Below are 23,028 nucleotides of genomic sequence, written 5' to 3'. Positions count from 1 at the left end.
AGTCGACGATGAAAGACTGGCTGGACGAGATCAAGTGGAACAGCGATGGCCTGGTACCGGCGATCGCCCAGGACCACCAGACCGGACGCGTGCTGATGATGGCCTGGATGAACCGCGAATCGCTGGCCTTGACCGCCGCCGAGCAGCGCGCCATCTACTGGTCGCGCTCGCGTGGCAAGCTGTGGCGTAAAGGTGAAGAGTCTGGCCACGTGCAGAAACTGCATGAAATGCGCCTGGACTGCGACGCCGACGTGATCATCCTGATGGTCGAGCAACTGGGCCAGATCGCCTGCCATACCGGCCGCGAAAGCTGCTTCTACCGGGTCTATGAAAATGGCCAGTGGAACACCGTCGACCCGGTCCTGAAAGATCCCGATGCAATTTACAGCGCAGGACACTGACATGAGCGATACCCTGACTCGTCTGGCCGAAGTGCTGGAGGCCCGCAAAGGCGCGGCCCCGGACAGCTCGTATGTGGCCAGCCTGTACCACAAGGGCCTGAACAAGATCCTTGAGAAAGTCGGCGAAGAATCGGTAGAAACCATCATCGCGGCCAAAGACGCCGAACACAGCGGTGATTACAGCGATGTCATCTACGAGACCGCAGACTTGTGGTTCCATAGCCTGGTGATGCTCAGCGCGCTGGGCCAACACCCACAAGCGGTGCTGGACGAACTGGACCGCCGCTTCGGCCTGTCCGGCCACGACGAAAAAGCCGCCCGGCAAAGCTGACCGGTGGGAGCGGGCTTGCCCCGCGATAGCGTCGGCTCGGCCAACACATCATTCAAGGGAGTACACCATGGGTATTTTTGACTGGAAACACTGGATCGTCCTGCTGGTCGTCGTGGTCCTGGTGTTCGGCACCAAGAAGCTGAAAAACTTCGGCGGTGACCTGGGCGAGTCGATCAAGGGCTTTCGCAAAGCCATGAGCGACGAAGAGAACAAGCCCGCCGAGCAGACCCCACCACCGGTGCAGCCCGTGCCACCCACCCAGCAGCCGCACAACACCGCGCCGCTGAACCAGACGCACACCACCATCGAAGGCCAGGCCCAGCCGGTCCAAGAGCCACAGCGGAAAGACTGACCCATGTTTGGCATCAGCTTCAGCGAGCTGCTGCTCGTCGGCCTGGTCGCCCTGGTGGTGCTCGGCCCCGAGCGTCTGCCGGGCGCCGCGCGCACTGCGGGGCTGTGGATCGGGCGGCTCAAGCGCAGCTTCAACAGCATCAAGATGGAAGTCGAGCGCGAAATCGGTGCCGACGACATCCGCCGCCAGCTGCACAACGAGCACATCCTGTCGATGGAACAGGAGGCTCGGCGCATCCTCAATCCGCTGGCCGAACCCGCCAAGCCAGCCGAAACGCCGGCCGCCGCCAGCACGCCTGCAGCCGCTGCGCCAGAGCAAGGCGCAGCGCCAGCCAGCGGCCACGCGGCTACTCCAGCCGATGCCAGCACGCCCGCCAGCCCTGCTACCCCTCCTGAGCCACCCCAGACGCCACGAGTCCCATGAGCGATAGACCGGAACACGATCAGCCAATGCCGCTGGTCTCGCACCTGACCGAATTGCGCACGCGCCTGCTGCGCTGCGTTGTCGTTGTCTTCCTGATCTTCGCCGGGCTGTTCTCGTTCGCCCAACAGATCTATACCCTGGTCTCGGCGCCGCTGCGCGATCACTTGCCGGCCAATGCGACGATGATCGCCACCGACGTGGCCTCGCCGTTCCTCACGCCGTTCAAGCTGACCATGATCGTCGCGCTGTTCCTGGCGATTCCGTTCATTCTCCAGCAGATCTGGGGCTTCATCGCACCGGGCCTGTATCGCCACGAGAAGCGCATCGCCATTCCGTTGCTGATTTCCAGCATCCTGCTGTTCTACGCCGGGATGGCCTTCGCCTACTTCCTGGTGTTCCCGCTGATCTTCGGCTTCTTCGCCAGCGCCACGCCGGAAGGGGTGTCGATGATGACCGACATCGCCAGTTACCTCGATTTCGTCATGACCCTGTTCTTCGCCTTCGGCGTCGCCTTCGAAATCCCGGTGGCGGTGGTGCTGCTGGTGTGGATCGGCGTAGTCGACGTCAAGTACCTGAAGAAGATCCGTCCCTACGTGATCATCGGCTGCTTCGTGGTCGGCATGATCCTGACCCCGCCAGACATCTTCTCGCAGACCCTGCTCGCCGTGCCGATGTGGCTGTTGTTCGAGATCGGCGTGCTGTGCGGCGGCCTGATCCGCAAGCGCGACCATGTCGACGAGGCTGGCGCAGACGACCACAACGACCAGCCGCCAGCGACCCAGCCATGAACCTGTTGTTGCTCGAAGAGGCCGACTTCATCGCGGCCGACCGCGTCGTGCTGGCTGATCGTCGCTTCACCCACATGCAGGAAATCCACCGCGTTGCAGTGGGTGACAGCCTGCGCGTGGGGCGTATCAACGGGCTGATGGGCCAGGCCACAGTGGTACGCCTGGAGGGCCATGAGGCCGAATTGCAGGTCGCCTTCGACCAGCAACCCCCAGCCAAACTGCCACTGACCCTGGTACTGGCGGTACCGCGCCCGAAAATGCTCCGGCGCTTGTTCCAGACCGTCGCCACCCTGGGCGTGCCCCGGCTGATCCTGGTCAACAGCTACAAAGTCGAGAAGAGCTTCTGGCAGACGCCGTTTCTCAACCCCGAGACGATCCGTGACAACCTGATCCTCGGCCTTGAGCAGGCTCGCGACACGGTACTGCCGCAAGTGATCATCGAGAAACGCTTCAAGCCGTTCGTCGAAGACCGCCTGCCCGCCATCGCCGCAGGCACCCTCGGCCTGGTCGGTCACCCCGGCCCCTACCCTGCCTGCCCCCGCGCCGTGAACGAGCCGGTAACCTTGGCGATTGGCCCCGAAGGTGGCTGGATCCCCTACGAAGTCGAGCTATTGGGCAAGGCTGGCCTGGCACCGGTGCAACTGGGCGAACGCATCCTGCGCGTAGAGACTGCCGTCACGGCGTTGCTGTCACGAATTTTCTGACGCATCAGTCAGACCTTTCCCCCATCAAGTTTCCCCGGCGCAAGCCGATGGCCTTTGCAGCACAACAATAATCTGCGCTGCCAAACGCCGGGGAGTCGAACATGTACCAGTGGTTTGCCCAGTCTCTGGGAAATATGAGTGTCAGCCGCAAGCTGGGCTTTGGCTTTGGCCTGGTCTTGCTGTTGACCTTGGCCATCACCTTGACCGGATGGTTCGGTGTGGACAGTGTCACCAGCCGCGGCGATAAGCTCGGCAATATCTCGGTGATCCATCAAGGCACCCAGGAGTTGCGCATCGCCCGGCAGCACTACGCGCGTGATCGCAATGAAGCCTCGGTAGCCGAACTGGAAAAAGCCCTGAGCAGCCTGCAGAACCAGGTGCAGTTCATGCTCGGCCAGATCGAGCAGCCCGACGACCTCAAGCGCCTGGAGCAGCAGCGCGAAGCGGTGCGGCAGTACCAGCAGGCATTCCAGCAGCTCAGACAGGCTGATCAGCAGCGCACTGCTGGCCGCCAAGTGCTGGGCGACAGCGCCGACAAAGCCGCTGAGCTGATCAGCAAGGTCCAGCAACGCCTGCTGCAAGGCGGTGATATCGGCCAGTACCAGGAGGCCGTCGAAGTCAGCGCCCAACTGCAACAGGCGCGCTTCCAGGTCCGGGGCTACACCTACAGCGGCAAAGCAGAGTTCCAGCGCACCGCGCTCGATGCCATCGACCAGGCCATGCCAATACTCAAGGCACTGCCGGGCAAAGTCGGCGCCGAGCACGCTGCCAGCCTGGACGACGCAGCGAGCGCGCTGGCCGCCTATCGGGATGCCGTGATCCAGGTCGGCAATGCCCAGGATGCCAGCGAGCAGGCACTCAAGCACATGGCCGAGCAAGGCACGATCCTGCTCGACACTGCGCAGCAGATGACCCGCTCGCAAACCCAGGTTCGCGACCAAGGCACCCAACAGGCCAAGACCCTGCTTGCCGGCGCCACCGCCCTGGCGCTGCTGCTCGGGCTGATCGCGGCCTGGGCGATCACCCGGCAGATCATCGTGCCCCTGCGCCAGACCCTGACCGCCGCCGAGCGGGTCGCGGCAGGCGACCTGACCCAGAACCTGCAAGTGGACCGCCGCGACGAGCTGGGCCAGCTACAAGCCAGCATGCAGCGCATGACCCTGAGCCTGCGCGAGCTGATCGGCGGCATCGGCGACGGCGTCACCCAGATCGCCAGTGCTGCCGAGGAGCTTTCGGCGGTGACCGAACAGACCAGCGCGGGCGTCAACAACCAGAAGGTCGAGACTGACCAGGTCGCCACCGCGATGAACGAAATGGCGGCCACCGTGCATGAGGTCGCGCGCAATGCCGAACAGGCCTCGGAAGCGGCGCTGGTAGCCGACCAGCAGGCCCGTGAAGGCGACCGCGTGGTTGGCGAAGCCATCGCCCAGATCGAGCGCCTGGCCGGCGAGGTGGTCAACTCCAGCGAGGCGATGAACCAGCTCAAGGCCGAAAGCGACAAGATCGGCAGCGTGCTGGATGTGATCAAGGCAGTGGCCCAGCAGACCAACCTGTTGGCGCTCAACGCCGCCATTGAGGCTGCCCGCGCAGGCGAGGCCGGGCGCGGCTTTGCCGTGGTCGCCGACGAAGTGCGCAGCCTGGCCCAGCGCACCCAGCAATCGACCGAAGAGATCGAGGAACTGATCGCCAGCTTGCAGACCGGCACGCAACGCGTGGCCAGTGTCATGGACGCCAGCCGCGGTTTGACCGACAGCAGCGTCGAACTGACCCGCCGTGCGGGTGGTTCTCTTGAAACCATTACCCGCACGGTGTCCTCGATCCAGGCGATGAACCAGCAGATTGCTACCGCCGCAGAACAGCAGAGCGCGGTGGCCGAAGAAATCAACCGCAGCGTGATGAACGTGCGGGATATTTCTGACCAGACCTCAGCGGCTAGCGAGGAGACCGCCAGCTCCAGCGTTGAACTGGCCAGACTGGGTACCCACTTGCAGGGGCTGGTCGGTAAGTTCCGGCTCTGATGGGTGTCATCGAGGGCTTCTCGCGGGCAAGCCCACTCCTATAGGGCTTGCCCGCGAAGAGGCCCTCGATCACAGCACAACACCCAAGTTAATTCCCGCTCACTTAAGCGACTTTTCCTACACAACTTACAGGTCCAGTCCCACACCCCCTCTGCCGATGAGCAGGCATGGCCATATCACGTGGCCATCACTCTATTGGACGGAGGCATGCCATGTTCGGAAACATCAATCGCAGGTTAGGCAACCTGAGCGTAGGACTGAAGCTCGCCCTGGGCTTCGCGATCGTACTGCTGCTCACCCTGGCCACCACGATCAGTGGCTGGCGCGCCCTCGATGGCGCCATCACCCGCTCGCAACAGCTGAGCGAAATCGTTCGGATCAACGAGCTGGGCAAAGACTTGCGCGCCGAGCGCATTACCTTCCGCGTCCTTGCCGATGACACCAGCAAGGCGCGCATTACCCACATCCTCGAGCAGTTGCAGCACATGCTCAGCACCCTGCAACAACGCAGCAGTGTCGAAGAGTCACGGCAGCTGCTCACGCAGAAACTGCAACAACTGCAGCGGCTGCGTGACGACTTCGCCGCCCTGCTGCGCGCCGTCGATCTGCGCAGCCAGACCCGCAGCACCTTGCAGGCGCAGGCACAGAAGCTCGATGAGGTGATCGACGAGCTACAGACTCAAGCCCTGCTGCGAATGCCCGCTGACAACCAGCAAGGAGGAGTATTGGGGCTGATGGACAGCCTGTCGCGCCATATCGACAACGCCGCGCAACAAAGCCTGGTGCCGGCCTACACCTTCTCCCCCATCGAAGACTTCGCCACGGTTGGCGATACGGCCCTGAATGCTGCCGACGTCGCGCTCGATCAGCTCCTAAGGGCCTTGGCCCGGCTCGAATTGCCGCGCAGCCTGATGGAGCAGCCTGCTGCGCAGCTAGCAAGGTATCGCAGCAGCCTTGAGCAATACCGCCGCGCGGCAATCAACGTCGAACAGTTGCAGAACAACATGGAGAAGATCGGCGACGAACTTAGCGCAGCGAGCATCGCGCTGGGCGAACAGAAGGTCGAGCAGCGGGACCATGAAGCGCTGGCTGCGCGCTCGCTGCTGACCACGGTCGCTTTGCTGGCATTGCTGCTGGGTATCGCCGCCGGCTGGGTGATCACCCGGCAGATTACCCAGCCGCTACGCCAGACCCTGGCCCAGGCTGCGCGCATCTCCCGCGGCGACCTAAGCCAATTGGAGCCGGTCACACGCTGCGATGAAATGGGCCAGTTGCAGGCGAGCATGCGCGACATGACCCTGAGCTTGCGTGAGCTGATCGGCGGCATCGACCAAGGTGTCAGCCAGTTATCCAGTGCAGCCTCACAACTGGCAAATGCCAGCGAAGACACCAAAGAGCGGATCAACCAACAGCGCGAAGAGACCGACCAGGTGGCCACCGCGATGAACCAGATGAGCGCCACGGTGCAAGAAGTGGCACAAAATGCCGAGCAGGCCTCGCAAGCCGCGACCACCGCCGATCATCAGGCGCAGCTGGGCGATGAAGTGGTGGCCCAGGCGGTCGCGCAGATCGAGCAGTTGGCCGGGCAGATGGATCATTGCCTACGAGCCATGCATCACCTGGCGGGGGAAAGCCTGCGCATCGGCAGCATTCTCGATGTGATCAAGTCGGTGTCAGAGCAGACCAACCTGCTTGCGCTCAATGCCGCCATCGAGGCCGCCCGCGCGGGTGAAGCGGGGCGCGGCTTCGCGGTGGTCGCTGATGAGGTCAGAGGTTTGGCCCAGCGCACCCAGCAATCGACCGAAGAGATCGAGCAACTGATCGCCAGCTTGCACAGTGGCACAGACGAGGTCACCGGCCTGCTCGACAGCAGCAAGCAACTTACCGAACAAAGCGTGGAGCTAAGCCGTAAGGCCGGTGACGCGCTGGGGCAAATCACCCAGACAGTTTCCAGCATCCAGGGCATGAACCAGCAGATTGCCACGGCCAGCGAGGAGCAAAGTGTGGTGGCCGAGCAGATCAATCGCAGCGTGATCAATGTGCGGCAAGTGTCGGATCAGACCAGTGCCGCCAGTGAGCAGACGGCGGCTTCCAGTGGCGAGCTGGAGCAGCTGGGGCAGCAACTGCGCGGGATGGTAGGGCGGTTCAATCTCTAACAACGCGCATCAACGTGGGAGCGGGCTTGCCCCGCGATAGCGTCAGCGCCAACAACGCTACGCGGGGCAAGCCCGCTCCCACGCAAACGCTCTCTGCGTCTTACAGCACCTGACGCAGGAACGCCTGGGCGCGCGGATCCTTCGGCGAATCGAAGAACGCCACCGGCGCCGAGTCTTCCAGCAATTTGCCGTGATCGAAGAACAGCACCCGATCAGCCACTTCGCGGGCAAAGCCCATCTCGTGGGTCACGCAGACCATGGTCATGCCTTCCTGCGCCAGGGTCTTCATGACGTCCAGCACTTCGCCAACCATCTCTGGGTCCAGCGCCGAGGTCGGCTCATCAAACAGCATCACCTTCGGGTCCATCGCCAGCGCCCGAGCAATCGCTACCCGCTGTTGCTGGCCACCGGAGAGCCGCGATGGATACTCGTTGGCTTTCTGGCCGATGCCCACCTTTTCCAGCAGCGCCCGCGCCTTGGCTTCGCGGTCCGTCCTGTTGCGCTTGCGCACGACTTTCTGCGCCAAGCACAGGTTCTCCAGCACGGTCATGTGCGGGAACAGGTTGAAATGCTGGAACACCATGCCGACTTCGCGGCGATAGGCGTTGATGTCGGTCTTGGGGTCATCCAGCTGCAGGCCATTGATCGACACATGACCGGCATCGAAGTGCTCCAGGCCATTGAGGCAGCGTAGGAAGGTCGATTTACCCGAGCCCGACGGGCCCAGCACCACCACCACTTCGCCCTTGGCCACCTGCGTGGTGACGTTGTCCACCGCACGCACCACCTGGCCGCGGGTGTCGAACACTTTCAACAGATCACGGACTTCAATCACTTTGCGCAAGCCTCCGCTCGAGCCGGCTGGCAAGGTGCGACAGCGGCAGGTTGATCAGCAGGTACAGGCCTGCCACGCAGAACCAGATCTCGAAGGTCGAGAACGAGGTGGTGATCGCCTCGCGACCGCTCTTGGTCAGCTCGGTGATGGCGATGACCGAGACCAGCGAGGTGTCCTTGACCAGGCTGATGAACTGCCCAGCCAGCGGCGGCAGTACGCGTTTGAACGCCTGCGGCAAAATCACATGACGCATCGACTGCCCGGCATTCAGGCCCAGCGAGCGCGCCGCCTCGTTCTGCCCCTTGGCAATCGACTGCACACCGGCGCGCACGATCTCCGCGACGTAGGCGCCCGTGAACAGCGCCAGCGCCGCCACCCCAGCGAACTCGCGAGACAGATTGAGCACAGTGCCGATGAAGAAGTAGAAGATGAAAATCTGCACCAAAAGTGGTGTGCCGCGTACCAGTTCGACGTAGACCGTCGACAGGTCACGCAGGGTCGGGTTGTTCGACAACCGGCACAAACCGGCGATCAGGCCGATCACCAGGCCCAACGCACCGGACACCACCGACAGCCACAGCGTGGTCCACAGGCCCCAGGCCAGCGGACCGGCCGCCCAGTGCCGGGTTACACCGATCTGATCGCCTTCGGCGACGTCGTCACCGCGGCTCAGTTGCAGGCTGTCCTTGGCCACGTCCAGCACCTGCTCTTGGCCATCCTCGCCCTTGAGCGTGACGCGGGCGCTGTCGCCTTGCAGGACGATGTCCTGCACGGTGCCATAGCTGGCTGCGCGCTGAGCCTCTTCGGCCTGGTAGGCGAAGTACTGGGGAACGCGGTTCCAGCGCCACTCGTAGGACATCAACGAGGTGGCGAAGTACAGGCTGATCGCCAGGCCCACCAGCACCAGCGCGGTCAGCGCGTGCCAGGGCCACTGGGCTTTCTTGTGTTTGATCACGTGGGGTACTTCCGTAAATGCGAACGCGCAGGGTTTGCCTGCGCGTTGGGATCAAAGCCTAGGCTTGTGGCCTGCTTATTCCATTTCCTTCAGCCAGTCCTTGTTCTTGAACCACTTGTCGTGGATACGATCGTAGGTCCCGTCATGCTTGATCTGGTGCAGGAAGTTGTTGATGAAGTTGATGCTGTCGTAGTCGCCTTTCTTCAGGCCGAAAGCCAGCGGCTCGTAGGTGAAAGGTTCTTCGAGGAACAGCAGCTTGCCAGCGCCGGCCTTCTCCACCGCCACCACGTTGTACGGCGCGTCGTAGACGAAGGCATCAGCCTTGCCGTTGACCACGTCCATCACCGCTTCCTGCTCGTTGTCGTAGCCGTGGTACTTGGCTTTGCTGATCAGCTTCTTGGTGACCATCTCGCCGGTGGTGCCGAGCTTGGAGGTAACGCGGTACTTCTCGTTGTTCAGGTCTTTATACGACTTGATCTCACCCGCCAGCTCCTTGCGGATCAGCAGGGTCTGGCCGACGACGATGAACGGTTCGCTGAAGTTCAGGCGCAGGTTGCGCTCTTGGGTCAGGGTCATGCCGCTGCCGATCATGTCGAACTTGTTGGTCAGCAGGGCTGGGATGATGCCGTCGTAGGCGGTGGAGACGGTCTCGAGCTTGACGCCCATGGACTTGGCCATGGCCTTGAGGATGTCCACTTCGAAGCCGATGATTTCACCGCGCTTGTTGGTCATCTGGAAGGGCATGTAGGTCGGGTCCATGCCGACCCGCAGGGTACCGCTCTTGACCGCGTCGTCGATGGCGCCGGCCTGGGCGCTGGCCACTGCGACCAGCGCGGTGACGCCGACCAGCAGTCGCGACAGGTATTTCTTCATCATCACCAAGTCCCCTAGCGAAAAGAGTACGAATCTTATTGTTGGCAGTAACGGTCCTACAGACCGCTGCGAAATATCGGATGGGATGCTAACGCATGCGCGGCTCGGGACCTAGAGCCTGGGGGGACTTTGTTGGCCAAAATAGGCCTATGGGCTGCTTTGCAGCCCATCGCGGGCAAGCTGATCTGGCCTAATGATTTTGGACACCTTCTACGGGCGCTATGATGGCGCCCAATTGGAGGCAAAATCAGTGCGAAAGTCATACTCGAAAGAACAGAAAATCCGGGCTGCTGAGATGGTGCTCGACGGTGGTCAATCAGTACCCGAAGTCTGTGAAATGCTTGAAATTGGGCCTACAGCCCTGCGTCGCTGGGTTGAGCAAGTGCGCAAGGAGCGAGAGGGCAAGGTACCGGCTGGAGCCAAGGCTATCACCCCGGATCAACAACGAATCCAAGAGTTGGAGGCGTTGGTTCGGCAGAAAGACCGAGATATCGAAATCCTAAAAAAGGCCAGTGCTCTCCTGCTTCGGGACTCCAAAGATCGTTTTCGCTGATCAACGAGCTGAGTGAGCAATACGGTATCGTCGAATGCTGTCGCGTGCTTGGGGTCAAGCGCAGCAGTTTCTATGCATGGCGCAAACGCCAAGCCCGGAAAAATCCAGAGCGGGATCAGTTACGCTCGGCTGTAGAGGGCCATTTCAAAGTCTCTCGAGGTTCGGCTGGATCGCGAACACTAACCGAGGAACTGCGGCGTGACGGCCATAAAGTCGGACGCTACAAAGTGCGTAGTCTGATGCGTGAAGCTGGCCTGAAATGCAGGCAGCGCCGGCCGCACCGGTACCGTTCTTCAGGCGCGGAAGCGCTGATTGCAGAAAATCAGTTGAAGCGGAATTTCAAAGTTTCGACGATCAACGAAGTGTGGTGTGGGGATGTGACCTATATCCAGGTTGGCAAGCGCTGGCTGTACTTGGCAGCTGTGCTCGACCTGTACGCACGACGGGTGGTGGGCTGGGCATTTTCAATGATTGCGGACGCCAGGCTGGCCTGCAGCGCGCTACGCATGGCGGCCGAATCCCGCGGCAAGCCGAAGGATGTGATGTTTCATTCCGACCAGGGATGCCAGTACACCAGCCACAAGTTCAGGGCTGCACTTGAAGAGTACGACATGAATCAGAGCATGAGCCATCGAGGACAATGCTGGGATAACGCCGCCATGGAGCGCTTTTTTGGGGCCCTGAAGTCAGAGTGGATTCCCGCAGGGGGTTATGAAACCGAAGCACAGGCGCGGGCTGACGTTCAGGCTTATTTGGTCCGCTACAACCTGAAGCGCCTCCACAGCTACAACGGTTATCAAACCCCGGTAGCCATGGAGAAAAAGCTCAAGGATGCGGCATGAAACCTTAACTGGTGTCCAAAATAAGTTGACCAGTTCAAGCCCGCTCCTACAGGTCGTGCATCGAACCCTGTGGGAGCGGGCTTGCCCGCGAAGGGCCGCAAAGCGGCCCCCATGCTGGATCAGGCACCTACCAAGGAAGGCTGTGCCTCATTCTCCGGATGCAACGGCAACAGCGGCGAATGCGGATCGCTGTTGATCGAGTTGCGCCAAACATCGATCCAGGCCGAATTGTGCTCGGCCCAGACCCGCTCATGCAGACGCGACAGCGCCACCGGATCGCTCAACAGCGCCAGACGGGTGTTGCCGTCCAGCCCTTTCGGCCCGACTTCCAACGCCTTGGCGATGCGCTCTTCACGCAGCGCTTCGATCGGTGCCGCCTGGCCATGCCGGGCAGTCCCCATCGCGCAGGCCAAAGCGTTCTGGCGTGGGTCGACCACTGCCCGCACGAAGCCGTCATGCAGCGCATGCCAGCGGTTCTCGTGGGTGTACTGGTCGGTCGCCAACAGCTCGTGCGGGGTCGCGTATTCCTCAGGAATGAGGAACAGCTTCTCGTCCTTGGCCCGCAGGCCCAGGCGCACCCGGCTGGAGATCACCGAAACCGGGATCGACAGCACCAGCGAACCAACGATCGGCGCCAACCACCACAGGAAGCTTGGGTTCAACCAGGCCACCAACGCGGCCCAGGCAAAGCCCAACAGGGTCTGTGGACCATGGCGACGCACCGCTTCGCTCCACGGGGTGGAGTCGTCGTCACGCTGCGGCGAGTTCCAGGTCGCCGCCCAGCCGAGGAACGCGGCCAGGACGAAGCGGGTATGGAAGATCATCCGTACCGGCGCCAGCAGCATCGAGAACAGCATCTCGATCAGCATCGACAGGGTGACCTTGATCCGCCCACCGAACTCGGTGGCGCCCTTGGCCCAGATCAGGATGATGCTCAGCAGCTTGGGCAGGAACAGCAGCACTATGGTGGTGGAGAACAGCGCAATGGCCTTCTCCGGGTGCCATTGTGGCCACAACGGGTAGAGCTGGAACGGCTCGATGAAGTACTGCGGCTCCATCAGGGTGTTGGTCGCCAGCAAGGCGGTCGACAGCACCAGGAAGAAGAACCACAACGGCGCCGACAGGTACGACATCACCCCGGTAAGGAACACCGCACGGTGTACCGGGTGCATGCCCTTGACCAGGAACAGGCGGAAGTTCATCAGGTTGCCATGGCACCAACGCCGGTCGCGCTTGAGCTCATCGAGCAGGTTGGGCGGCAACTCTTCATAACTGCCTGGCAGGTCGTAGGCGATCCACACTCCCCAGCCGGCCCGACGCATCAGCGCCGCTTCGACGAAGTCGTGGGACAGAATCGCACCGGCGAAGGCGCCCTTACCGGGCAACGGCGCCAGGGCGCAGTGCTCGATGAACGGCTTCATCCGAATGATCGCGTTGTGCCCCCAATAGTGCGATTCGCCCAGCTGCCAGAAGTGCAGGCCAGCGGTGAACAGCGGGCCGTATACGCGGGTAGCGAACTGCTGCAGTCGCGCGTACAGGGTGTCCATCCCCGAGGCCTTCGGCGCGGTCTGGATGATGCCGGCATCCGGGTTGGCCTCCATCAGGCGCACCAGGCTGCTCAGGCAGTCACCACTCATCACGCTGTCGGCGTCGAGTACCACCATGTACTTGTACTCGCTGCCCCAACGACGGCAGAAGTCGTCAAGGTTGCCGCTCTTGCGTTTGACGCGACGGCGGCGACGGCGGTAGAAGATGCGGCCAAAGCCCTTGGCCTCGCGGCACACGTCCAGCCAGGCCTGCTGTTCGGCAACGGCGATGTCTGGATCGTTGGTGTCGCTGAGCACGAAGAAATCGAACCGATCGAGGTTGCCGGTGGCGGCCACCGACTCGAAGGTCGCGCGCAGACCGGCAAACACCCGTGGCACGTCTTCGTTGCAGATCGGCATTACCAGCGCGGTACGCGCTTCGGCGGCGATCGGCTCGCTACCGGCACTGCTGCCGGAGATCTTGTACTTGTCACGCCCGGTGAGCAGCTCGAGGAAGCCCATCAGCGCGGTCCAGAAGCCCGCCGACACCCAGCAGAAGAGGATACCGAACAGAATCAGGATGGAGGTCTGCAATGCATACGGCCAGACCTGCACGACGGTGTCCCACAGCGACTGGTTCATGATCTCGTCGAGATCGACGAACGACCAGCCCTGGTACGGCAGGATGCCTTTCATGTACCAGCCGGCAACGATGGTCTGACCGAGCATCAGCGCCAGCAGGATATAGCGACGCAGCGAGCCGACCCAGCGCCAGCGCGCTGGCGGCAGTTCGCGTTTGGGCGGCTGCGGTGCGTTGGTGCGGCCCGTCATGCGCCGCCACATGCGTACCAGGATATTGGTGCGCCATGGCTCGGGCAGAACCCGGGTGCGCTTGATCGGCGGGGCGATCTTCAAGCACAGCCGACCGCTGCCGTCGACGCCGAGCATTTCGGCGTCTTCCAGCTCGGCGGCGCTGCCCACGGTCAGGCGTGGGCCCACAGAGGCCTGTACGGCCTCGGTGGCAGTGGCGGCCGGATTGGCCGCCAGGCGTTGGTGCAGCTCGCTGAACGAGGCGCAGTTGGCGAGTTCCGCCCGCTGCTCGTCGCTCAGTGGTAAGTGGGCCAGGTACTCGCCAAGCGATTCTGGCCTTGCGCTTGAGTTACTCATCGGCAGGCAACTGATAGCTCCAGGTTTCGGTCAGCACCTTCTCGGTGGTGGCCGGGGCCCCGTTGGTGGACGCCGCATCGGCGGCTGGTTGCTCGGCAGGCTTTTCAGCCTTGGCATGCTTGGCCGCAGCCTTGTCATGCTTGGTGTCCTTGGCCGGCTTAGGTGCTTCGACCGGAACGTCCTGCAGCAGGGCAGCGCGCATCTCGGTGGACTTCTTCGGGTCCTGGATCTTCAGGCGCAAGGTCAGGCGCCAGCCCTTGGTCTCTGGGTTATAGCGCAGATTGTTCTCGACCACCTCGGCGTTGTCGCCAACGCTGATCTGGCTACGCACCTTGGCGTCTTCCTTCAAAGCAGCCAGGGCGGGGCCCGCGAAATCGACCAGGAAAGCCACGCTGCCGTCCGGCTGACGGATCAGGTTGGACTGCTTGACGTCACCGGTCGAACGCAGGGTCTGCTTGACCCAACCCAGCTCTGGGGCCTGGAACTTAGGCTCGTCGATGGTCCAGTGCAGGCGGTAGTCGTAGTCGGCTGGTTTACCTGGCTCTGGCAGGGTCTCCGGGCTCCAGAAGGCAACGATATTGTCGTTGGTCTCGTCGGCGGTCGGGATCTCGACCAGATCGACGGTGCCTTTGCCCCAGTCGCCCTTAGGCTCGATCCAGGTGCTTGGACGCTTCTGGTAGTTGTCATCGAGGTCTTCATAGTCGCTGAAGGCGCGGTGACGCTGCATCAGGCCGAAACCACGCGGGTTCTCGACGCTGAAGTTGCTCACAGCCAGGTGTTTCGGGTTGTTCAGCGGGCGCCACAGCCATTCGCCGTTGGCGGCATGGATCGACAGGCCTTCGGAGTCGTGCAGGGCCGGACGGTAGTTCATGACCTTGGAGGGCTGGTTAGGGCCAAACAGGTACATGCTGGTCAGCGGCGCGATACCCAGGCGGCTGACGTGATCACGCAGGTAGATGCGCGACTTGACGTCGACGATGGTGTCGTTGCCCGGGCGCACGGTCAGCTTGTAGGCGCCGGTGGAACGCGGCGAGTCGAGCAGGGCGTAGATCACCAGGTGCTTGTCGGCGGGCTTGGGCTTCTCGACCCAGAACTCGGTGAAACGCGGGAATTCTTCGCCGGACGGCAGCGCGGTGTCGATGGCCAGGCCACGGGCCGACAGGCCATAGGCGTGGCCCTTGCCGACGACGCGGAAATAGCTGGCGCCAAGCAAGGTCATGATCTCGTCTTGCTTGTCGGCCTTGTTGATCGGGTAGAGCACGCGGAAACCGGCGTAGCCGAGGTTTTCGACGGTCTTGGCGTCGTGCGGCACGTCCTGGAACTCGAAGCGGCTCGGGTCGTACTTGATTTCCTCGACCTTGGTGGCGGTGACCTGGTTGATCTTCACCGGTGTGTCGAAGTGCATGCCCTGGTGGTAGAAGGACAGCTTGAACGGCGTCTTGTCCTTGGCCCACTCGGCCTTTTCCTGAAGGAAGCGGATTTTCTGGTAATCGGCGTACTTCATGTCGCGGAACACCGCCGGCAGATTGCTCTTCGGTGCTTCGTACTTCTGGCCGGCCAGATCCTTTGCCTTGGCTGCAACATCGTCAAGATTGAATGCCCACAGCTGGCCAGCGCTCATCAGGCCGACCAGTGCTACGCCAGCCGCCAGGGCCTTGCGCAGCCGATTGCCGGGGATTCTTGGTGCATTACAGGGACTTACAATCACGAGCAACCCTCGCCGAAAACAGATCATGAAACCAACGGCCAGCGACCAATGCCGGGTTGGCGAGCACTGTTCGGACCCCGTGAGGGCGTAATGATTCCCCAAACGGATCCAGACAATGCTCGAGTCAAGGTGAAACGAACCTGCGAACGCAGGTTCACGCAGCGCGCGATTATCCAGCAGGCCGCGTTACAACGCATCAGGCTGTACAAACTATTTATCGTACAAACCCCCTTGTTTTCCTGCAAACAGGGGGTTATTTCGCCTCAGATTTGTAACATAAATGTTACGGGGCCATCATTGACCAGGTGCACCTGCATGTCGGCGCCAAAACGACCGCTGGCAACGTCCTCGTGCGAGGTTCGTGCGCGCGCTAGCAGATAGTCGAACAACTCGGCGCCCAGCGCCGGTGGCGCGGCAGTCGAGAAGCCCGGGCGCATGCCGCTACGCGTATCTGCCGCCAGGGTGAACTGGGACACCAGCAGCAAGCCGCCACCGATGTCCTTGAGCGACAGGTTCATCTTGCCGTCGGCATCGCTGAACACCCGGTAGTTGAGCAGCTTGTGCAACAGCTTATCGGCATGTTCACGGGTATCTTCAGGCTCGACTGCCACCAGCACCAGCAAACCCTGGTCGATGGCACCGACGATCTCCCCCTCTACCTCGACTCGCGCCCCGCGCACTCGCTGCAGCAAACCTTTCATGCTTCTTCCAAGGGCAGGTCGAGCAGGCGCCGGGCCATCTGATCGGCAGCGCGCACCAACGCATCGGTGATACCGGGCTCCGACGCGGCATGACCGGCATCGCGGATAACCTTCAGCTCACTGTTGGGCCAGGCCTGATGCAGCTCCCAGGCGTTGTCCAGCGGACAGATGACGTCGTAGCGGCCATGCACGATCACCGCTGGCAGGTGGGCGATCTTGGGCATGTCGCGGATCAGCTGGTCCGGCTCCAGGAAAGCATTGTTGGTGAAGTAGTGACACTCGATCCGGGCGATCGACAGTGCGCGCTGTGGCTCGGAGAAACGATCGACCACCAGCGGATTGGGGCGCAGGGTCGCGGTACGGCCCTCCCAGGTCGACCAGGCCTTGGCCGCGTGCATCTGGGCGATCTGGTCGTTGCCGGTCAGGCGCTTGTGGAAGGCCTTGACCAGGTCGTCGCGTTCATCGGCGGGGATCGGCGCGATGTAGTCCTGCCAGTAGTCAGGGAACAGGCGGCTGGCACCTTCCTGGTAGAACCAGCGGATCTCCTGCGGGCGGCACAGGAAGATGCCGCGCAGGATCAAGCCATGCACGCGCTCGGGGTGGGTCTGGGCGTAGGCCAGGGCCAGGGTCGAACCCCAGGAGCCGCCAAACAGCACCCACTTGTCGATGCCTAGGTACTGGCGAATGCGCTCCAGGTCCTCGACCAGATGCCAGGTCGTGTTGTTCTCCAGGCTCGCGTGCGGCGTGGAACGGCCGCAACCGCGCTGATCGAAGGTAATGATGCGATACAGGTTTGGATCGAAATAGCAGCGGCTCTGCGCGTCGCAGCCGGCACCTGGGCCACCGTGGATGAACACCACCGGCAGACCTTCCGGCGAACCGCTCTCATCGACATACAGCACATGCGGCGCTTGCACGGCCAGATCGTGCCGGGCGTAGGGTTTGATCTGCGGGTACAGGGTCTGCATTGCGCACTCCATGAAGGGCTATTCTTCGGCTGGCGCCATCATAAACCCGAATCATGCCAGGGCGCACCGGCAACGAGTGCTAACAATCGGCGTCGCCCTCTCGGACTTGGCTGCCCTTAAGATAGCGCCCTGCCCATCAACACCGAGGGAGCCCATGAAAACATTGACCATCGCTGTTCTCGCGCTGCTGTCTTTTACCACTCTAGCTGCACCGCCGGAGCCGCGTCTGGAACTGCAAGCTGCCATCGCCATGGCCGACGCCGCGCAGAGCGCCGCTCAAGCCCAGCATTACAACATCGTCATCAGCATCCATGACCAGCACGGCAATCTGAAGTACTTTCGGCGCATGGACAACACCAGCGTCGGTAGTATCCAGGTCGCGCAGTTGAAAGCATCGACGTCAGCCAGCTTCCCAGTCGAGTCCGGTGTGCTCGCTGAGCGCAGTGCGGGACTGCCTGCTAATCCTTATGGCTCGATCCCGGGGTTCTTGCTATTGGAAGGCGGGCTGCCGATTTTCGACCAGCACAAACGTCACGTCGGCAGCATTGGCATCAGCGGCGCCACACCTGAGCTGGACAAGGCGTTCGCCAAAGCTGGCGTCGAAGCCTATACAGCCTGCAAAAGTCACCAGTACGCTAAAACCTGCAGCGGGCGGTGACGAGAGTCTCCGCTCGCTGCGCCATTATTTGTCGTAGCGCTCCCGGCCCCATGCCAGGAGTGTTTCCAGCAAGCCGTTGAGTACCACCTGAGTAGGCCGGGCCAGATCCTCACGGTAAGTGAACGGCTCGATCTCCTCCATATAGGTGCTCTGGGCCAACTCCAGTTGCACCGCATGGATGTGCTGCGCAGGGTTGCCGTAGTGACGGGTGATGTGCCCGCCCTTGAAGCGTCCGTTGAGCACGTGGCTGTAACCTTCGGCCCCAGCGCACACCCCCTTGAGCCGCTCGGCCAACTGCGCGTCGCAGCTGGCGCCGTTGAACGTGCCAAGGTTGAAGTCCGGTAGTTTGCCCTCGAACAGATGCGGGATATGCGAGCGGATCGAATGTGCATCCCACAGCAGGGCATAGCCAAACGCTTCGCGTAGACGCGCCAACTCGTGCTTGATCGTGTCGTGATAGGGGCGCCAGATCTGCTCCAAGTAGGTCGCACGCTCGTCAGCAGAAGGCGTCAGGCCGTCTTTGAACAGTGGCTCGCCCTCGAACAATGTGGCCGGATACAGGCCCGTGGTTGCTCCGGCGTACAACGGCTTGTCATCCTCAGGCCGATTGAGGTCGATGACAAAGCGTGAGTATTGCGCCGCCACAACACTTGCGCCCAGCTCACGGGCGAAGTCGTACAGCAGGGGAATGTGCCAGTCGGTGTCTGGCAGGCTGCGCGCCTGATCGACCAGCCCATCGCGCACAGCCGGCGTCAGGCCAAGGCCTGCATGCGGCATGCTGATCAGCAGCGGCAGCCGACCTTGATGGAAACTCAATACCTTGTGCATGTCTGCCTCGCTCAATTGGAAATCTCGTGGCCGCGGCGCACCACGCGCTTGGGCAAGTCACCGCCGAGCCAGTAGGCAAGGTCGGCGGGGCGTTCGATCTGCCAGGCGATGAAGTCCGCCAGCTTGCCGACTTCCAGCGAGCCGTGGCTGGCGCCCAGCCCGAGCGCGGTAGCAGCGTGCAGGGTGACGCCGGCCAGGGCCTCCTCCGGGGTCATGCGGAACAACGTGCAGCCCATGTTCAGCATCAAGCGCAGCGACAGGCCTGGCGAAGTGCCTGGGTTAAGGTCGCTGGCCAAGGCGATCTTCACGCCATGCTTGCGCAGCGCGTCCATCGGCGGCAGCTGGGTCTCGCGCAGGAAGTAGAAGGCGCCCGGCAGCAGCACGGCAACAGTGCCAGCCGCAGCCATGGCGATGGCATCCTCTTCGGTCATGAACTCCAGGTGATCGGCAGACAACGCCTGGTAGCGTGCCGCCAGGCTCGATCCATGCAGCGACGACAACTGCTCGGCATGCAGCTTGACCGGCAGGCCCAGTTCTCGGGCCTTGATGAACACCCGCTCGACCTGGGCCGGGGAGAACGCCAGGTGCTCGCAGAATGCATCCACTGCATCTACCAGGCCCTCGGCCGCCAGCGCGGGTAGCAGCTCGTCGCAGATATGCGCGATGTAGTCATCGGCCCTGCCTGCGTATTCCGGCGGCAGCGCATGAGCGGCCAGGCAGGTGCTGCGCACGGTCAGTGGCAGCTCTTCGGCCAGGCGCCGGGCCACGCGCAGCATCTTGCGTTCGTTGGCCAGGTCCAGGCCGTAGCCGGACTTGATCTCCACGGTAGTGACGCCATCGCGCATCAGCGCTTGCACGCGCTGGTGGGCACTGGCGAACAGCTCGTCCTCGCTGGCCGCACGGGTGGCCCGCACGGTGCTGGCAATGCCGCCGCCTTGCGCGGCAATTTCGGCATAGCTGACGCCCTGCAGGCGCTGTTCGAACTCGCCGCTGCGGTTACCGCCGAACACCGCGTGGGTGTGGCAGTCGATCAGCCCTGGGGTAACCCAGGCGCCCGCCAGATCCACCGTGCGCTCGGCATCGACCGGCGGCAGTTCGCGACGCGGGCCGATCCACTCTATCAGGCCTGCGTTGCTGACGATGGCCGCGTCGTCGATGATCGAGTAGCTGCCCTGGGCCATGCTGGCCACGTGGCAATGCTGCCAAAGGGTTCTCATAGAGCGTCTCCGTTACTAGCGATGCAGCTCGGCGTGTTCCCTGGCCAGCTCGCCCTGGCCTGCGCTCGGCTTGCACCACAGCAGGTAGGAGGCCACCAGGAACACCACCCAGACCACACCGACGAGCAATGCCGCCTGGGTATCCGGGAAGTAACCGAGCACCGCAAAGATGAACACCATGAAGGCAATCGCCAGCGCTGGTCCATAAGGCCAGAACGGCACCGGGAACTTGAGCTGGGCCGCCTCTTCGCGCGTCATCCGGCGACGCATGGCGACTTGTGTGACCAGGATCATCAGCCACACCCACACCGTCGCGAAGGTGGCGATCGAGGCGATCAACAGGAACACGTTTTCCGGGATCAGGTAGTTGAGCACCACACCGATCAACAGCGCCGCCCCCATCACCAGCACCGTGAGCCACGGTACGCCGTGTTTCGACAGTTGGGCAAAACCGCGTGGCGCGTGGCCCTGTTGCGCCAGGCCATACATCATCCGGCCCGCGCCGAAGATGTCGCTGTTGATCGCCGACACGGCCGCAGAAATCACCACCACATTGAGCACGGCGGCAGCCGAGCCGATCCCCAGGTTGCTGAAGATCTGCACGAACGGGCTGCCTTGGCTACCGATCTGCGGCCACGGGTACAGGCACATCAACACGAACAGAGTAAGCACATAGAACAGCAGGATGCGCAGCGGCACGGCGTTGATCGCCTTGGGAATCACCCGCTGCGGATCCTTGGCTTCACCGGCGGTGATGCCGATGATTTCAATACCGCCAAAGGCGAACATCACCACGGCAAAGGAGGCGATCAAACCGCCGATACCGTTGGGCATGAAGCCGCCATGCTCGAACAGATTGCCGACCCCCACGGCAGCGCCGTTGCCGACCTGGCCAAAACCGAAGGCCATGATGCCCAGGCCGGCGAGGATCATCGCCACGATGGCGCCGACCTTGAGCAGCGACAGCCAGAACTCCATCTCGCCGAACACCTTGACGTTGCACAGGTTCAGCCCACCGATCAGGAAGACGATGCCCAGCACCCAGATCCAGCGCGGCACGTCGGGGAACCAGAAGCCCATGTAGATACCGAAGGCGGTCACGTCGGCAATGCAGACGATGATCATCTCGAAGGCGTAGGTCCAGCCGAGGATGAAACCGGCCATAGGCCCCAGGTAGGTGCTGGCGTAGTGGCCGAAGGAGCCGGCCACCGGGTTGTGCACGGCCATCTCGCCGAGGGCGCGCATGACCATGAACACCGCAGCGCCGCCAATCAGGTAGGCCAGCAGCACGGCGGGGCCGGCCATCTGGATGGCCGAGGCAGAGCCGTAGAACAGGCCGGTGCCGATGGCAGAGCCGAGGGCCATGAAACGAATGTGGCGGGACGATAGCCCGCGTTTGAGTCCTTGAGCTTGTTGCATTCTGCGTCCCTTTTATTTTTTTTGGACGAACAACCGCGTGTTGGGGCCGCATTGCGGCCCCCGCTATCTCACAGGCTCGGCAACACTCCAGCCGGCAACAACCCTGTCAGCGTGCCCTCAGCCAGCAGTTCACTGGCAATCTCGATATCCGGCGAGAAGAACCGGTCACGCTCGTAGTGCGCGACTTTCTCGCGCAGCGCCTTGCGGGCCTGTTCGAGCTTGGCCGAGGTTTTCAGCCCCTTGCGCAGGTCGAGCCCTTGGCACGCGCCCAGCCATTCGATAGCCAGCACGCCACGGGTGTTCTCGGCCATTTCCCACAACCGCTTGCCCGCCGCCGGGGCCATCGACACATGGTCTTCCTGGTTGGCCGAAGTCGGCAGGCTGTCGACGCTGTGCGGATGCGACAGCGCCTTGTTTTCGCTGGCCAGCGCGGCAGCCGTCACCTGGGCGATCATGAAGCCCGAGTTGACCCCGCCGTTTTCTACCAGGAACGGCGGCAGCTGGGACATGTGCTTGTCCATCATCAGCGAGATGCGCCGCTCGCTCAGCGCACCGATCTCGGCAATCGCCAGCGCCAGGTTGTCAGCCGCCATCGCCACCGGCTCGGCGTGGAAGTTACCCCCGGAGATCACATCGCCTTCGGCGGCGAACACCAACGGGTTATCCGACACCGCGTTGGACTCGATGGCCAATACCTCGGCAGCCTGGCGCAATTGGGTCAGGCAGGCGCCCATGACCTGTGGCTGGCAGCGCAGCGAGTAGGGATCCTGGACCTTGCCGCAGTTCTCGTGCGAGCGCGACACCTCGCTGGAATCGCCGAGCAGATCGCGGTAGCAGGCTGCCGCGTCGATCTGGCCGCGCTGGCCACGCACTTCGTGGATGCGTGCATCGAATGGTGAACGCGAACCCAGCGCCGCTTCGACGGTAAGGCCGCCGCAGGTGATCGCCGCAGCGAACAGGTCTTCGGCGTGGAACAACCCACGCAAGGCGTAGGCAGTCGATGCCTGGGTACCATTGAGCAGGGCCAGGCCCTCTTTGGCTGCCAGGGTCAGCGGCTCGAGGCCGGCCACTGCCAGGGCCTCGTTTGCAGGCAACCACTGACCCTGATAACGCGCCTTGCCCTCACCCAGCAGCACCAGCGACATGTGCGCCAATGGTGCCAGGTCGCCCGAGGCGCCTACCGAACCCTTGAGCGGAATGTGCGGATAGACTTCAGCGTTGACCAAGGCGATCAGCGCATCGATGACCTTGCGGCGAATACCGGAGAAACCCCGGCTCAGGCTGTTGATCTTGAGCACCATGATCAAGCGCACCATGGAGTCATCCAGCGGCGCGCCGATGCCGGCAGCGTGCGACAGCACCAGCGAGCGCTGCAGGTTTTCCAGGTCTTCGCGGGCAATGCGGGTCGAGGCCAGCAGGCCAAAACCGGTGTTGATGCCGTAGGCTGTGCGGTCCTCGGCGAGAATCTGTTCGACGCAAGCGACGCTGGCATTGATCGCCGGGCCAGCACTGTCATCCAGGCGCAGTTGCACGGGCGCTGCGTGGATCGCGCGCAGCTGGGCCAGGGTCAGGGTACCGGGCTTGAGGGTCAGTTCGGTCACTTCG

Annotated in this window: 22 protein-coding genes and 2 pseudogenes; 13 read left to right on the top strand and 11 right to left on the bottom strand. The window is 62.6% G+C overall.

The genetic code is table 11. The annotated features are described in order from the left end of the window. Positions 1–8 precede the first annotated feature (8 nt). The 10 genes and pseudogenes from hisI (at position 9) to HU737_RS26705 (ending at position 7,173) form a co-directional block, all read left to right on the top strand. Positions 9–401, top strand: a complete 393-nt coding sequence (hisI, locus tag HU737_RS24790; protein ID WP_186557351.1) for a phosphoribosyl-AMP cyclohydrolase — start codon at positions 9–11, stop codon at positions 399–401. Position 402: 1 nt separating this feature from the next. Further along, complete coding sequence (locus tag HU737_RS24785) at positions 403–732, top strand: phosphoribosyl-ATP diphosphatase (protein WP_186557350.1); 330 nt, start codon at positions 403–405, stop codon at positions 730–732. Positions 733–799: 67 nt separating this feature from the next. After that, a complete protein-coding gene (locus HU737_RS24780; RefSeq protein ID WP_186557349.1) occupies positions 800–1,084 on the top strand; it encodes a twin-arginine translocase TatA/TatE family subunit in 285 nt (94 codons plus the stop codon). A 3-nt stretch (positions 1,085–1,087) separates the two neighbouring features. Continuing rightward, positions 1,088–1,507 carry a Sec-independent protein translocase protein TatB gene (tatB, locus tag HU737_RS24775; protein WP_186557348.1) on the top strand — a complete coding sequence of 140 codons (420 nt, stop codon included), beginning with the start codon at positions 1,088–1,090 and terminating at the stop codon, positions 1,505–1,507. Next, on the top strand, positions 1,504–2,295 hold the full coding sequence (gene tatC, locus HU737_RS24770; RefSeq protein WP_186557347.1) for a twin-arginine translocase subunit TatC: 792 nt from the start codon (positions 1,504–1,506) through the stop codon (positions 2,293–2,295). Before tatB ends, tatC begins: the two co-directional genes overlap by 4 nt. Beyond that, the gene (locus HU737_RS24765) at positions 2,292–2,999 is read left to right on the top strand and encodes a 16S rRNA (uracil(1498)-N(3))-methyltransferase (protein WP_186557346.1); all 708 of its coding nucleotides are present in this window, start codon (positions 2,292–2,294) and stop codon (positions 2,997–2,999) included. Before tatC ends, HU737_RS24765 begins: the two co-directional genes overlap by 4 nt. A 101-nt stretch (positions 3,000–3,100) precedes the next feature. Continuing rightward, positions 3,101–4,162, top strand: a pseudogene (locus HU737_RS26720) (methyl-accepting chemotaxis protein); the annotation flags it as partial. After that, positions 4,145–5,017 (top strand): methyl-accepting chemotaxis protein, encoded by an 873-nt coding sequence (locus HU737_RS26715; protein WP_372353299.1) that lies wholly within the window; start codon positions 4,145–4,147, stop codon positions 5,015–5,017. The pseudogene HU737_RS26720 and the gene HU737_RS26715, both read left to right, overlap by 18 nt. Positions 5,018–5,184: 167 nt before the next feature. After that, positions 5,185–6,270 (top strand): annotated as a pseudogene (locus tag HU737_RS26710) (methyl-accepting chemotaxis protein); the annotation flags it as partial. Positions 6,271–6,279: 9 nt separating this feature from the next. After that, entirely contained in the window at positions 6,280–7,173 is an 894-nt protein-coding gene (locus HU737_RS26705) for a methyl-accepting chemotaxis protein (RefSeq protein ID WP_405130351.1), read from the top strand. A 100-nt stretch (positions 7,174–7,273) separates the two neighbouring features. On the opposite strand, the gene HU737_RS24750 is transcribed toward HU737_RS26705, so the two are convergent. The 3 genes from HU737_RS24750 to HU737_RS24740 form a co-directional block, all read right to left on the bottom strand. Further along, entirely contained in the window at positions 7,274–8,008 is a 735-nt protein-coding gene (locus HU737_RS24750) for an amino acid ABC transporter ATP-binding protein (protein WP_186557390.1), read from the bottom strand. Then, positions 8,001–8,963, bottom strand: a complete 963-nt coding sequence (locus tag HU737_RS24745; protein WP_186557343.1) for an amino acid ABC transporter permease — start codon at positions 8,961–8,963, stop codon at positions 8,001–8,003. Before HU737_RS24745 ends, HU737_RS24750 begins: the two co-directional genes overlap by 8 nt. 75 nt (positions 8,964–9,038) lie before the next feature. Then, a complete protein-coding gene (locus tag HU737_RS24740) occupies positions 9,039–9,836 on the bottom strand; it encodes a transporter substrate-binding domain-containing protein (protein ID WP_186557389.1) in 798 nt (265 codons plus the stop codon). Positions 9,837–10,029: 193 nt separating this feature from the next. Between HU737_RS24740 and HU737_RS26320 the strand changes: the two genes are divergently transcribed. Further along, positions 10,030–10,389, top strand: a complete 360-nt coding sequence (locus HU737_RS26320) for a transposase (protein WP_225915574.1) — start codon at positions 10,030–10,032, stop codon at positions 10,387–10,389. Next, a complete protein-coding gene (locus HU737_RS24735) occupies positions 10,386–11,231 on the top strand; it encodes an IS3 family transposase (RefSeq protein WP_225915657.1) in 846 nt (281 codons plus the stop codon). The genes HU737_RS26320 and HU737_RS24735 overlap by 4 nt, the downstream gene beginning before the upstream one ends. A gap of 119 nt (positions 11,232–11,350) precedes the next feature. On the opposite strand, the gene mdoH is transcribed toward HU737_RS24735, so the two are convergent. From mdoH to pip, 4 genes are all read right to left on the bottom strand, one after another. Further along, positions 11,351–13,924, bottom strand: a complete 2,574-nt coding sequence (gene mdoH, locus HU737_RS24730) for a glucans biosynthesis glucosyltransferase MdoH (protein ID WP_186557636.1) — start codon at positions 13,922–13,924, stop codon at positions 11,351–11,353. Continuing rightward, a complete protein-coding gene (locus HU737_RS24725) occupies positions 13,917–15,632 on the bottom strand; it encodes a glucan biosynthesis protein G (protein WP_217838544.1) in 1,716 nt (571 codons plus the stop codon). The genes mdoH and HU737_RS24725 overlap by 8 nt, the downstream gene beginning before the upstream one ends. Positions 15,633–15,895: 263 nt before the next feature. After that, on the bottom strand, positions 15,896–16,333 hold the full coding sequence (dtd, locus tag HU737_RS24720) for a D-aminoacyl-tRNA deacylase (RefSeq protein WP_186557635.1): 438 nt from the start codon (positions 16,331–16,333) through the stop codon (positions 15,896–15,898). After that, positions 16,330–17,301, bottom strand: a complete 972-nt coding sequence (gene pip / locus HU737_RS24715; protein ID WP_186557634.1) for a prolyl aminopeptidase — start codon at positions 17,299–17,301, stop codon at positions 16,330–16,332. Before pip ends, dtd begins: the two co-directional genes overlap by 4 nt. Before the next feature lie 154 nt (positions 17,302–17,455). Here pip and HU737_RS24710 point away from each other — a divergent pair, with 154 nt between their 5' ends. Beyond that, on the top strand, positions 17,456–17,959 hold the full coding sequence (locus HU737_RS24710) for a GlcG/HbpS family heme-binding protein (RefSeq protein ID WP_186557633.1): 504 nt from the start codon (positions 17,456–17,458) through the stop codon (positions 17,957–17,959). Between the two features lie 24 nt (positions 17,960–17,983). Here the strand turns inward: HU737_RS24710 and hutG are convergent, their stop codons facing one another. The 4 genes from hutG to hutH form a co-directional block, all read right to left on the bottom strand. After that, complete coding sequence (gene hutG / locus HU737_RS24705) at positions 17,984–18,787, bottom strand: N-formylglutamate deformylase (RefSeq protein ID WP_186557632.1); 804 nt, start codon at positions 18,785–18,787, stop codon at positions 17,984–17,986. Between the two features lie 11 nt (positions 18,788–18,798). Beyond that, entirely contained in the window at positions 18,799–20,004 is a 1,206-nt protein-coding gene (gene hutI / locus HU737_RS24700; RefSeq protein WP_186557631.1) for an imidazolonepropionase, read from the bottom strand. 15 nt (positions 20,005–20,019) lie between these two features. After that, the gene (locus HU737_RS24695; RefSeq protein ID WP_186557630.1) at positions 20,020–21,423 is read right to left on the bottom strand and encodes an amino acid permease; all 1,404 of its coding nucleotides are present in this window, start codon (positions 21,421–21,423) and stop codon (positions 20,020–20,022) included. A gap of 68 nt (positions 21,424–21,491) precedes the next feature. Further along, entirely contained in the window at positions 21,492–23,024 is a 1,533-nt protein-coding gene (gene hutH / locus HU737_RS24690; protein ID WP_186557629.1) for a histidine ammonia-lyase, read from the bottom strand. Between the last annotated feature and the right edge of the window lie 4 nt (positions 23,025–23,028).

This window comes from Pseudomonas urmiensis (assembly GCF_014268815.2).
GTDB classification, from domain to species: Bacteria; Pseudomonadota; Gammaproteobacteria; order Pseudomonadales; family Pseudomonadaceae; genus Aquipseudomonas; species Aquipseudomonas urmiensis.
Note: the sequence above shows the minus strand (reverse complement) of the source record. Positions and strands in the feature narration are given on the sequence as shown.

What these genes read in the sequence shown, in the direction of transcription:
- HU737_RS26715 (WP_372353299.1), top strand. Translation starts at nt 4,145, where the DNA reads ATGCAGCGCATGACCCTGAGCCTGCGCGAGCTGATCGGCGGCATCGGC.
- dtd (WP_186557635.1), bottom strand. Translation starts at nt 16,333, where the DNA reads ATGAAAGGTTTGCTGCAGCGAGTGCGCGGGGCGCGAGTCGAGGTAGAG.
- hutG (WP_186557632.1), bottom strand. Translation starts at nt 18,787, where the DNA reads ATGCACAAGGTATTGAGTTTCCATCAAGGTCGGCTGCCGCTGCTGATC.
- hutI (WP_186557631.1), bottom strand. Translation starts at nt 20,004, where the DNA reads ATGAGAACCCTTTGGCAGCATTGCCACGTGGCCAGCATGGCCCAGGGC.
- HU737_RS24695 (WP_186557630.1), bottom strand. Translation starts at nt 21,423, where the DNA reads ATGCAACAAGCTCAAGGACTCAAACGCGGGCTATCGTCCCGCCACATT.
- HU737_RS24765 (WP_186557346.1), top strand. Translation starts at nt 2,292, where the DNA reads ATGAACCTGTTGTTGCTCGAAGAGGCCGACTTCATCGCGGCCGACCGC.
- HU737_RS26705 (WP_405130351.1), top strand. Translation starts at nt 6,280, where the DNA reads ATGGGCCAGTTGCAGGCGAGCATGCGCGACATGACCCTGAGCTTGCGT.
- HU737_RS26320 (WP_225915574.1), top strand. Translation starts at nt 10,030, where the DNA reads ATGATTTTGGACACCTTCTACGGGCGCTATGATGGCGCCCAATTGGAG.
- HU737_RS24710 (WP_186557633.1), top strand. Translation starts at nt 17,456, where the DNA reads ATGAAAACATTGACCATCGCTGTTCTCGCGCTGCTGTCTTTTACCACT.
- hisI (WP_186557351.1), top strand. Translation starts at nt 9, where the DNA reads ATGAAAGACTGGCTGGACGAGATCAAGTGGAACAGCGATGGCCTGGTA.
- tatC (WP_186557347.1), top strand. Translation starts at nt 1,504, where the DNA reads ATGAGCGATAGACCGGAACACGATCAGCCAATGCCGCTGGTCTCGCAC.
- HU737_RS24740 (WP_186557389.1), bottom strand. Translation starts at nt 9,836, where the DNA reads ATGAAGAAATACCTGTCGCGACTGCTGGTCGGCGTCACCGCGCTGGTC.
- mdoH (WP_186557636.1), bottom strand. Translation starts at nt 13,924, where the DNA reads ATGAGTAACTCAAGCGCAAGGCCAGAATCGCTTGGCGAGTACCTGGCC.
- HU737_RS24785 (WP_186557350.1), top strand. Translation starts at nt 403, where the DNA reads ATGAGCGATACCCTGACTCGTCTGGCCGAAGTGCTGGAGGCCCGCAAA.
- pip (WP_186557634.1), bottom strand. Translation starts at nt 17,301, where the DNA reads ATGCAGACCCTGTACCCGCAGATCAAACCCTACGCCCGGCACGATCTG.
- tatB (WP_186557348.1), top strand. Translation starts at nt 1,088, where the DNA reads ATGTTTGGCATCAGCTTCAGCGAGCTGCTGCTCGTCGGCCTGGTCGCC.
- HU737_RS24780 (WP_186557349.1), top strand. Translation starts at nt 800, where the DNA reads ATGGGTATTTTTGACTGGAAACACTGGATCGTCCTGCTGGTCGTCGTG.